This is a genomic window from uncultured Campylobacter sp., from assembly GCF_938045225.1.
GTDB lineage: Bacteria > Campylobacterota > Campylobacteria > Campylobacterales > Campylobacteraceae > Campylobacter_A.
The window spans coordinates 1-10,495 of the sequence record NZ_CALINL010000209.1; the positions used below are offsets into that span (position 1 = coordinate 1).

Annotated in this window: 10 protein-coding genes; 5 read left to right on the forward strand and 5 right to left on the reverse strand. The window is 45.5% G+C overall.

What is annotated here, in order from left to right:
• The coding region (locus Q0200_RS07720) for an MFS transporter (protein ID WP_297939947.1) at positions 1–892 on the reverse strand (892 nt) is incomplete at its 3' end.
• A gap of 228 nt (positions 893–1,120) precedes the next feature.
• On the opposite strand from Q0200_RS07720, the gene Q0200_RS07725 reads away from it, so the two are divergent.
• Both Q0200_RS07725 and Q0200_RS07730 read left to right on the forward strand, forming a co-directional pair.
• On the forward strand, positions 1,121–1,765 hold the full coding sequence (locus Q0200_RS07725) for a non-canonical purine NTP pyrophosphatase (RefSeq protein ID WP_297939963.1): 645 nt from the start codon (positions 1,121–1,123) through the stop codon (positions 1,763–1,765).
• A 109-nt stretch (positions 1,766–1,874) separates the two neighbouring features.
• The gene (locus Q0200_RS07730) at positions 1,875–2,462 is read left to right on the forward strand and encodes an HAD-IB family hydrolase (protein ID WP_297939948.1); all 588 of its coding nucleotides are present in this window, start codon (positions 1,875–1,877) and stop codon (positions 2,460–2,462) included.
• Between the two features lie 320 nt (positions 2,463–2,782).
• On the opposite strand, the gene Q0200_RS07735 is transcribed toward Q0200_RS07730, so the two are convergent.
• The 4 genes from Q0200_RS07735 to Q0200_RS07750 all read right to left on the reverse strand — a co-directional run bounded on the left by Q0200_RS07735 (position 2,783) and on the right by Q0200_RS07750 (position 6,954).
• Entirely contained in the window at positions 2,783–3,568 is a 786-nt protein-coding gene (locus tag Q0200_RS07735; RefSeq protein ID WP_297939950.1) for a HEAT repeat domain-containing protein, read from the reverse strand.
• A gap of 134 nt (positions 3,569–3,702) precedes the next feature.
• Positions 3,703–4,464 (reverse strand): YwqG family protein, encoded by a 762-nt coding sequence (locus Q0200_RS07740; RefSeq protein ID WP_297939951.1) that lies wholly within the window; start codon positions 4,462–4,464, stop codon positions 3,703–3,705.
• Positions 4,465–4,752: 288 nt separating this feature from the next.
• The gene (locus Q0200_RS07745) at positions 4,753–5,733 is read right to left on the reverse strand and encodes a hypothetical protein (protein ID WP_297939953.1); all 981 of its coding nucleotides are present in this window, start codon (positions 5,731–5,733) and stop codon (positions 4,753–4,755) included.
• Positions 5,734–5,757: 24 nt separating this feature from the next.
• Entirely contained in the window at positions 5,758–6,954 is a 1,197-nt protein-coding gene (locus tag Q0200_RS07750) for a molybdopterin molybdotransferase MoeA (protein ID WP_297939955.1), read from the reverse strand.
• Positions 6,955–7,219: 265 nt separating this feature from the next.
• Here Q0200_RS07750 and Q0200_RS07755 point away from each other — a divergent pair, with 265 nt between their 5' ends.
• From Q0200_RS07755 to Q0200_RS07765, 3 genes are all read left to right on the forward strand, one after another.
• Positions 7,220–8,287 carry a toxic anion resistance protein gene (locus Q0200_RS07755; RefSeq protein ID WP_297939957.1) on the forward strand — a complete coding sequence of 356 codons (1,068 nt, stop codon included), beginning with the start codon at positions 7,220–7,222 and terminating at the stop codon, positions 8,285–8,287.
• A 61-nt stretch (positions 8,288–8,348) separates the two neighbouring features.
• The gene (locus tag Q0200_RS07760) at positions 8,349–8,969 is read left to right on the forward strand and encodes an OB-fold-containig protein (RefSeq protein WP_297939959.1); all 621 of its coding nucleotides are present in this window, start codon (positions 8,349–8,351) and stop codon (positions 8,967–8,969) included.
• A gap of 21 nt (positions 8,970–8,990) precedes the next feature.
• Positions 8,991–10,495: flotillin domain-containing protein (locus Q0200_RS07765; RefSeq protein WP_297939961.1), on the forward strand; the 1,505-nt coding region annotated here is incomplete at its 3' end.

The window sequence follows — 10,495 nt, forward strand, 5'->3', positions numbered from 1 at the left end:
CGCCTGCGTAAAATAGCGGTTTGTGTCCGAGCGAGAGCGCGAAAAGCCCGTAGCTAGCGACGAAAAGCGATACGCCGATGACTAAAATTTGATTTGTTATACGCTTCGTTTCGCCGATCGCGCCACCGATACCCATCGCTATAAAGCCAAACACCGTCGCAACCGAGTAGATGCCGCTGAGGTCCTTTTTGTCCATGCCAAAATACTTCACGATGGCGATCGGAATCACGATAAAGGCCGCCGACATCAGCATTTTTTGCATGAAGTTGCTGATGTTCATGAGTAGTAAATTTCTGTTTGAGAGTAGCTTTACGGCCGGCATTTTGGCCTGCGAATGCGTAAATTTAGGCTCCTCGCCCACGGCCGTGTATAAAAGCACGATACAAACGACCGTAACCGCGATCGAGAGGTAAAAGAGGCTTGAAAGGCCGTATTTGGCGCTCAGTATCGGCGAGAGTATCATAGAAAGCGTAAAGCTAATGCCGATAAACGCGCCCATCATCGCCATCGCGTGCCCGCGCACCTCCTCCTTGGTCATGTCGCTCATCAGCGCGATCGCCACGGCTCCTATCGCGCCCGCACCCTGGATAAATCTACCAAAAATCATCGTGTAGATATCAGTCGCCACCGCGCAGATCGCAGCTCCAACGATAAAGACGAGCAGGCCTATTAGCATCGAGTTTTTGCGCCCGAAGCGGTCCGAGACGTAGCCGAAAACCACCTGAAACGTGATCTGCGACATCGCGTAAACGCCGATGAGAACGCCGACTAAAAACTCGGTCGCCCCCTCAAGCTCGAGCGCGTAGACGCTGATAACTGGCAAAATGATAAAGAGTCCAAAAAACCTGCTGCCGATGATAAAAGATAAAGGTAATGCGCTTTTTACTATCATAAATTTTCCTTTTAAAGGAGTGATTTTACCCGAATTTTGATAATACGTAAATTAAAGTCGAATTTGATAAAATGCGCGGGATAAAAATAGCATAGCGAAGTATTTTTGGATTATTTTTACGGTTGCGTAGATGAAATTTTGCGTAGGCTAGGCACGCAGCCTGCCGAGCAAAATTTTAGCAAGCTACGTAAAAAGAACCAAAAAGACAAGCTAGAAAAAGGAAAAATTTTGAAAATAGTTTTAGCAACATCCAACTCCGACAAAGTGCGCGAAATAAAAGATTTTTTAAAAGATTACGAAATTTACGCACTACGCGAAATTTGTGAGCCGTTTGAGATTGTCGAGGACGGCGCGACTTTCGCCGCAAACGCGCTAATCAAAGCTCGCGCCGTGCAGGCAAAACTGCGTGAGCTAAATTTGGCGGACGAGTTTATCGCGCTAAGCGACGATAGCGGCATCAGCGTCGAGGCTCTTGGCGGCAGGCCCGGGATTTACTCCGCGAGATTTAGCGATATGAACGAGCGCGGGCAGATAACTGGCAAAAGTGCGACCGATGCTAGCAACCGCGCAAAGCTGATCTCGGAGCTAAATGCGCTAAATTTGACTAGCTCGCCCGCGTTTTACACCGCTTGTATCGCGGTTAGCTCAAATTTGGGCGACTTTACGGTACACGGCTTTATGCACGGAACTGCGATTTGCCAGGAGCGCGGCAGCAACGGCTTTGGCTACGATAGTCTTTTTATCCCCAAAGGCTTTACGCGCACGCTTGGCGAGCTAGACGATGAGATAAAGCTAAAAATCTCGCACCGCTCAAAGGGGCTGGAGCTTATAAAATACGTGCTAAAGAGCCTTGAGAGGAAATTTGGGCGCTAAGCTCGGAGCGCAAAAGAGAAAGTAAAATTGCGGGGTAAAATCCGGCTAAATTTGCCGTCCCTTAACGCTAGCGCGGTATAATCGCGCAAATTTAAAATTTGAGACGAAGATGAATCTGGTTTTATTCGACTTTGACGGGACGATCACGCGCGACGACTCGCTGCTGGAGTTTATCGCCTACGTCGTGGGATTTAAAAAATTTTTTAAGGGTATTTTTTGGCTTTCGCCCGTTTTGATCGGCTATAAACTAAAAATTTGCAGCAACAACTACGCTCGCAGGCGGCTGATGACGTACTTTTTCGCGGGTATGAGCGCGGATAAATTCGCTCAAATTTGCAAAAAATACTCAAACACGCACATCGAAGATATCGTGAAATTTTCTGCGATGGCAAAGATCGCCGAGTATAAGGCAAACGGCGACAAGGTCGTGATCGTGACGGCGTCGCTAGAGGACTGGCTGGCTCCGTGGTGCAGAGCGCAGGGCATTGAGCTACTAGGAACTCGTATCAAGAAAAAGGGCGGCATGATAACGGGCGAGATAGACGGCGCCAACTGCTACGGCGCGGAGAAGGTGCGCCGCGTGCGCGAGGCGTACGATACGGACGCCTTTGAGCGCGTGATCGCATACGGCGACAGCAGGGGAGATAAGGAGATGCTGGAGTTTGCCGACGAGGCGCATTATAGGGTGTTTGAGTGAGTTGTAAAATCGTAGCACAATCTCAACCTAAATTTCTTTTTTGATTAAATTTACAATTCCATAAAAATCTTTTTGAGCAAAATAGCGTATTTTTTTAGAAGCGTTTTATGATTTTAAAGTTCAAATCGAGCAATCGTTCAAACGGCGTTTTGTAGTTTTTGTAAATTTTAAAGCTTGTATATTTACCTCTTTGATAAGTCTTGCGATATTTAAAACCTTATGTATTTTGCTTATTAAACGCGAGAAAAAATAGGTAATTTGGTTTTTGAAGAACACGTCCGGTCTATGTCGGTTTTATTGCACCGATACTGCGTTGCATTCTAGCTCTTGCTTAAAAATCTTATAGCCGATTTCCTAGCTTTTTCTATTTTCTCAGCCTCTTGGTTTTGAGCTGCGCTAGATATCCACTTTTTACCAAATAAAATTTGAGCAGCTTCTATCATAACTGCGCAAGCGTATAGATCTTTTTCGGCTGAAATGCTTTGAATAAATGCGGTTTTTGTTTTGATGCGTAATATCTTTTGTTTGACTCGGTAAAAGGACATTTGCATGAGGCTCGCTGCCGACCATGCCCTACAAAGGCTATCTTTGTTGCTTAACATCTCTCCCGTCAAGATATCTATCTCTTCTTGTCTGCCTATCCAGCCTAAGGCTATTATGAGCTTTTGGCGAAGTACATTATCGGCGTTCATAAAAGAGAGGATATGCGGGATAAGGCGGTCGCAAAACGCGGCATAAAAGTCTCTATGCTTAGACTTAGAGAGAATTTGCGCCGCAAGATAGATTGTAGATATTTTTAAATTTTGATCGGCCGTTTTGGTTAGCTGCTCAAGTAAAAACTCTATCCCATCTCCTCCATGCTTATCAAAGCTGCTTTCTAAATTTAGCTGCCTATCTTCTCGCCACTGCTTGCAGATGAGCTCATAGTGGTAGGCTACCTCGTCGCTGCCGCCTAAATTTGCGATAAATTTGATCCTTTTGTCGTCTGGGAAATTCTCTTTTTCTAGCTTTAGATACTCTTTTTCTAGATCTTCTTTTATAAGATTTTTACGGCAAATTTGTTGATATTTAAGCTCTTGTAAAATTTTGTCGGCTAAATTTGGCATGACTTTATTTCCTTTTATTTTAAGTAGTTTCGTATGTTTTATGTAAATGTCTTTAAAATTAGATATGCATTATAAACTACTACAATGCCTTTTAAGTTTACAGAAATCTAATTTTATAATCCGTTTTTGGCTTTTTAACAGCAATCCCAATACATCCACGTCTTATCGAAATTCCTGTTTTTTAAATCGTCTTTATTGATAAAAAAATGAGCCGTGCCGGTATCCCCGAACATAATCTTATCATCGCTATCGATTTGCAAAAGCGAAACATCATTCTTATGTTCTTGCCCGTAATCGCGCGGATCGGTTTGTGTAAAATATGAATAACCGCCTATCTTGTGCCCCGTGCCGTAAAATAAATCATCAAATACTTCTTTTTGTGCAGGCTCAAGCGTATCATAAAGCTCCCACGGGCTTTTTCCGTTGAACATACAGCTGCACCGGAAATCTTCGGTACCGCCGTACTCTTCAGCTTCTTTAAACTGCAAACGGTGCCCGCACCATATCGGGCAGTCTTCGTACAAATCTTCGGTTAAGAACGGAAAATCAGTTTGAGACGGCGCGTCCGTATGCTCGTGGAAAAGTACTTTTATTTCTTCGCAATCGTACCACCTATCTGCCGAAACGAAAAACTGCACAATACCATTTTTGGGATAATCGTCCAAATGCGGAATTTCCGAAAAATTTAATTGCGCCCATAAAATAAGCGGCTTGCCATCCTTGTCTTTCGGATAGTCCGTACCGACAGGCAAATAAGGCATTCCTAAAAATTTGGAACTTTTTATATCCGTTGTCTCACCGTCATTTAGGGGTTCCGCAAGAATTCGGGCAGAACGCAGCCTGTATTTTTGCAGGGTAGGTTCGTACTCTTTCAGAAAATCCGGAAATTGTTTCATGGTTATACTCCTTAAATTTGGCACTGGCGGAATTTACCCTGCACCCCTAAGTTGCAAAACTAAATTTAACCCTAAATTTAAACCATTTTCAGCACTTCGACTATCTCGCCCTTTGCGATAAATTCGATCTCTTTTTGGGCGATGAAAAGCACGACGTCGATTATTAGGTTATTTGCGATGCCGAGCTTTTTACGGTCTTTGATGAATTAAATTTGCGACTGAAACTCTAAAAACGGCGCTGCAACTGCGGTATTTTAGCTCTTTTTTGTAAATTTAATATCAAAGCGGCTAAATTTTAGCCTTTAACCACTCGTCTAAAATTTTACTAAAATCCTCTATCATTGCGGCAAAATCATACTCAAGCTTGCTTTGCTTTTGTGCGATCTGTTTTAGCGCCGTCAAAAAATACTCGCCCATTCTTCGCTTTTGCTCCATAGGCGCTAGCTCGCTAAACTCGCGCTCGAAATGTATCAGCGCGCCCGTTTTGCCCGTGTCTTTTCTAAACGGCGAATACTCAAATCTATTTCGAAGATAGTAACCTCCCGCACGGCGCTCATCTTCGCCCATCATTTCATGTATCAGCTCCCAGGCGCGCTGAGAGCTTAGTTTTGGTTTATCGGGCGCGATGATATAGTTTGTTTTGCAACCGCGATCTGAGAAGCTAAATGCGCAGCGTAGTTTTATATAGTTAATCGCCGAGCCGTAAATTTGAGGTCTCATTTTGGCGTTTAGCGCCGGTTGTAGATCTAAAAATAGACTTTCGATTACGGCGCGCGAACTCTCGTAGCAGTTACTGATAGCGCGCGTGATACGGACTGGATTTTTGGCTATCCAGTTACGCTGGCTGTTTAGTTTTACGTCTTGTATATCCTCTTTTACGGGACGCGCGAGCGTTTTACCTGACGCGTCCGGGCTGGGGTGAAATATCGTATCGCCGTCTTGCATGCTTAGTCCCGTTTTGCGTTTCGACCACGTAGCTTCTACATAGCGCGCTTCGCCGTGCGCATTTAAAAAATAGGTCATCGCATAGCCGTTGTAAAATTTCCCGCGCAGCGCCTCCAGGCTCTCTCGCTCGCCCCAGCCGATGATCGCTAAGCATTCGCAAATTTTAACGGCCTTGTTCCATTCGCTAACGTTTTTATAGAAGGCGTAGCGGTCAAATTCCGCTAGTAGCCGATCTCGGATCAAATTTGTATCCTGAGCGCGCAGTAAAATTTCTAGTTCGGATAGGTCTTCTATTTTGTAAATTTGCTCTAAAATTTGATTCATTATCGACCTTTAAACTACTTAAATTTAAACCATTTTCAGCACTTCGACTATCTCGCCCTTTGCGATAAATTCTGTCTCTTTCGGGATGATTAAAAGCGCGGCGCCCCCTGTTAGGTTATTTACGATCGCCGAGCTGCCCAGTTTCTTGCCGTCTAAATTCACGTAAATTTTGCCGTCGCGATTTACTAAATTTACCGCCGTAAACTCCAAAAACGGCGAGCGCTTTTTGTAGTTCTCGTCCATGATGGCCGTGATTTTAGGCTCGCTAGCGTCAAACCACGCATTTAGCAGCACGCGCACGTAGAGCACGCACATCACCATCGCCGAGTACGGAAAGCCCGGCAGCGCAAATATATATTTTTCGCCTGCTTTTGCGACCTTGATGTGGCGGCCCGGTTTGATCGCGGCGCCGTCTATTATGATGTCGAAATTTTCGCCCAGCGCGCCCTTGACGAAGTCGTAGTCGCCCATGCTGATACCGCCCGTGGTGACGAGGACGTCGGCTGATTTTAGCGCGCGGACGATGGCGTCTTTTACGAGTTCGGCGCGGTCGCGCACTATCTCGCACAGCACGGGTTCGCCGCCCATTTTACGCACCATGGCCGCGATGCCTACGTGATTTGAGCTGTGGATTTGCGCGGCGTTTTCTAGCGGCTCTCCGAGGTCTTTTATCTCGCTTCCGGTAGCTAGTACCGCGACTCTAGGCCGCACGAATACGCTAACGTTAAAGATCCCAAGCTCGGCTAGCAGCGCGGTCTCGGCGTAGCCTATCGTCGCGCCTTTTTTGATTAGGATTTCGCCTTTTTTGTAGCTTTCGCCGACTTCGCGCACGGCAAAGCCCCTCGGCACGGGCTTTTTGATGAGGATTTTGCCGCCTGATACCTCGACGTTTTCGACCGGGATCAGCGTGTCGGTGCCTTCACTCATCAGCGAGCCGGTGAAGGTTTTGACGCATTTTACGCCTTCTACTTTTAGCCCTTTGTCGCTACCTGCGGGTAGGTCGGTGATGAGTTCAAGCTCGCTTAGGCCCTCTTGCCACGCAAAAGCGTAGCCGTCCATCGCCGAGACGGGACGCTCCGGGTAGTTGTCCTGCGCCGCGATATCTACGGCGATACGACGATCAAGTGCTTGCGTGAGCGTGACCTTTTCCACGCGGTCCCAAGGAGCCAGCGTAGAGCGTAAAATTTCAAGAGAGGATGCGTAACTCATAAATTCTTTCATTTTTTGTCCTTTTTTGATTCCCCATAAATGACGGATTTCAAGCTTTAAAATTTTAAACCCGTTTCGGTTACGGACGACGAGTCCGCGCCCTCACGGGTTAAAATTTTAAAGTTAAACTACGCCTATTCTGTCTGGAATATTTCTGCCGATTTTACTAAATTTAATCGTAAATTATGCTAATAAAGCATAGAAGTTTATTATTAAGTCTGCAAAAAGCGTACGAATTTAGTTATAATAACTCTCAAATTTAAGCAAAGGACAAGCCTTGAATCAAATCGCTAAAACACCTCAAGACGTCGTCGCCTTACTCATAGAAAAAAGGAAAGAATTTAACGATCCCAAAGAATTTATCGTGTCGTTCGGCAAAGACGAACTAGGCGAGTTTGAGAAGCTAAACGGCGATATGGATATGAAGGTCGGAGATTTACTTAGCATGAGCCAAAGCGTAGGAAGCTCGGTCGGCGAGTCGCTAAAATCGGTCAAAAAGTACTCCGCCGAACTCATCAAAGCAAGCGACAAGATGAAAGAGGGCGGACTGGGGGCGAAATTTATAAATTTCTTGCTCGGCAAAGACCTAGCCGCCGAACTGGCTAGCAAATATCAAAGCGTCTCAAGCTTGTTTGAAGAAATCACGGCAAATTTAAAGCACTCCATAAATGTTTTAGAAGCTAGAAACGCAGAAATCTCCGAGAAGCAAAAGGAACTTTCACTCATCATAGAAAGTCTAAAAGGCAAGATAGAAATTTTAAGCAAAACAGACGAGCTCATCGAAAATTTAGCGGCAAATCAAACAGACGAAGAGCAGAAAAAATTTCTCCTCGAAGAGGCGCTATTTTACATCCGTATGCATTTGCAAAATTTGCAACAGGTGCTTGTCGTGATGCAACAAAGCCTCGCAAACTACGCTACCATCAAGCACAATAACTCGCTTTTAAGTTTCGCCACGCAAAACACGATCACAACGAGCATCACGGCGCTAAAAACCAACGTCTATATCGCAAGTGCAGCGCAAGAAGGCAAGAAGCAGCTAAAAGCGGTTTCCGAAATGGACAAGCTGGCTAGCGACGTCATCCTAAAAAACGCGCAGGACGTAAACGATACGGCAACGGACGCGATGGCAAAGGTCGTAGGCGGCGCGCTAGATAACGAGAGTCTCGAAAAAGCGATAAATTTAATGATAGATTCGCTAGATAAGATAGAAAATTTCAAAAACGAGGCGTTGCCGAAAATGAAAGAAAATATCGCTAAAATATCGCAGATGAGTAAGACGCTGGAAAGCAAGGTAAATAAGCTCGAAAAGATCGAGCAAAGCGACGTGTATAGCATAGAGTAGAGCGGAGTAAAGGTCAAATTTGACCTCGCAAGCAGCAAAATTTAAAAACAAAAGGTAAAAGATGGATCAAATTTTAGAGCTTCTTGGCAACAACCTTATATTTTCCGTTCCGCTGGTTATCGTTGTAGTTTTTGCATTGCTTGAGATTATTTTGATGATGACTGGATTTTCAGTACTTGAGCCGATAAACGGGCTATTTGACGGAGCCGAGGGCATCGACGCTCCTGGTACCGAGCTACTAGCGTGGGCGAATAAAGGCGGCGTGCCTAGCACCGTTTTTTATGGGATTTTGCTTATGAGTTTTGGCGCGTGCGGGCTTTTTATTATCGGCGTTTTTTACGGCTCCGCCTCGCCTGTGTGGTATATGAGCGCGGTTATCGCCGCGGTTTCGTTTTTGGCTGCTTTGGCATGGACTAGATGGGTTAGTCTGCTCGCGGCAAAATACCTGCCTCAAGTGCAAAGCGCTGCGTTTAGCAAAAAGGAGCTTCTTGGCTGCGAATGCGAAGTAAAGGACTATAAAATAACCAAAGAGCAAGGCGGCGACGTTAAAGTTGCGGATAAAAACGGAAAAGAACGTTTCGTTTTTGCACGAGCTGCCGGCGATTATGAGCTTGTAAAAGGCGATGTCGCGCTTATCGTTAGGATCGATAAAAATAACTTTTACATCAAGAAAAAACAGTAAATTTAATCTAAGGAGAATAGTATGAACATTGACGGGATGACTTCTTTGGCCGTATTTGTCGGCATAGGACTCTTTTCTATCATCATTTTGGGTATCGTCTTTTCAAGGCTTTACCGAAAGACGACAAAGGAGCTTACGTTCGTGCGAACGGGCTTTGGCGGCGAAAAGGTCGTTGTGGACGGCGGCGCGCTGATACTGCCGATACTGCATGATTATATCGACATAAATATGCAGTCGATGAAAGTTACCGTAGCTCGCTCTAAAAGCGATAGCTTCATAACCAAAGATAGAATGCGCGTGGATATTACGGCTGATTTTTATATCAGAGTGGGCGAGGATAGAGAGTCTATCTCGCGCGCGGCGCAAACGCTGGGTAAAAAGACGATCGATCTGCGCGAGCTAACCGGGCTGATAGAAGGCAAGCTCATCGCTACGCTCCGCTCGGTGGCAAGCTCGATGGAGATGAAGGAACTACACGAAAAAAGGGATGAGTTTAGCTCACAGGTCAAAAATGCTATCGAAGCCGATCTATCTAAAAACGGCCTTCAACTAGAGTCCGTCTCTTTAACGTCGCTAGATCAAACGGCTAAAGAGTTTTTTAACGAAAACAACGCTTTTGACGCAGAAGGTTTAACAAGCCTAACCCAAACTATCGAGGAACGCAAAAAGCTACGAAACGATATCGAGCGCTCGACCGAGGTACAAATCGCGCAGAAAAACTATGAAACGCAGTCGGAGAAATTTGAAATCCAAAGAAAACAAGCCGAGGCCGAAGCCACGCAACAAACCAAGATAGCGAATTTCCAAGCCGAGCAAGAAGCGCTAAGAGCAAAAGAAGCCGAAAGTAGGCGCAAGGAGGCCGAAGAAGCCAAGATCGTCGCGAACAAAGCTATCGAAGAGGCGCAGATAAACAAAGCGCGCGCCATCGAAACCGTCGAGATAGAAAAGGCTAGAGCCATCAGAGAAGCCGAGATCAACAAAGAAAAAGCCGTCGAACTGGCAAATCAGAGCAAAAATATAGAAATCGCTAAAAAAGTCGAAGAGGAGGCTGCGGCTAAAACGCTAGCCAACGAGAAAAAGGCGCTAGAAGCCGCGTCTTTTGAAAAGATCAAAACTTCATCCGAGACCGAGCAAGCAGAGCGCGCTAAAAAGCTAGCGCTAATCGAAGCGCAAAAAGAGGCCGAGCAGCTCTCTATCGAAAAAACCGTTGCCGCAAAAGCCGAAAAAGAAGCCGAGGAAAACCTAGCTGAAGCTGCTAAAATCAAAGCTATGGGTGCTAGCGAAGCGCTAAAAATCAAGGCTACCGCCGAAGCTGAAGCTATAAAGATAACGGCTGAAGCCAACAGGCTAAACTACGAAGTCGAAGCTAAAGGTAAAACCGAGATAAACAATGCCGAAAATATCGTCTCTGCGGAGATTTTGGAAAATAGATTTAAGCTTGCATTGGTCGAGTTTATGCCGCAAATCATCGCCCAGGTCGTAAAACCGGCGGAGAAAATCGACTCTATCAAAATCGTGCAAATGGC

What these genes read in the sequence shown, in the direction of transcription:
- Q0200_RS07730 (WP_297939948.1), top strand. Translation starts at nt 1,875, where the DNA reads ATGAATCTGGTTTTATTCGACTTTGACGGGACGATCACGCGCGACGAC.
- Q0200_RS07735 (WP_297939950.1), bottom strand. Translation starts at nt 3,568, where the DNA reads ATGCCAAATTTAGCCGACAAAATTTTACAAGAGCTTAAATATCAACAA.
- Q0200_RS07740 (WP_297939951.1), bottom strand. Translation starts at nt 4,464, where the DNA reads ATGAAACAATTTCCGGATTTTCTGAAAGAGTACGAACCTACCCTGCAA.
- Q0200_RS07745 (WP_297939953.1), bottom strand. Translation starts at nt 5,733, where the DNA reads ATGAATCAAATTTTAGAGCAAATTTACAAAATAGAAGACCTATCCGAA.
- Q0200_RS07750 (WP_297939955.1), bottom strand. Translation starts at nt 6,954, where the DNA reads ATGAAAGAATTTATGAGTTACGCATCCTCTCTTGAAATTTTACGCTCT.
- Q0200_RS07760 (WP_297939959.1), top strand. Translation starts at nt 8,349, where the DNA reads ATGGATCAAATTTTAGAGCTTCTTGGCAACAACCTTATATTTTCCGTT.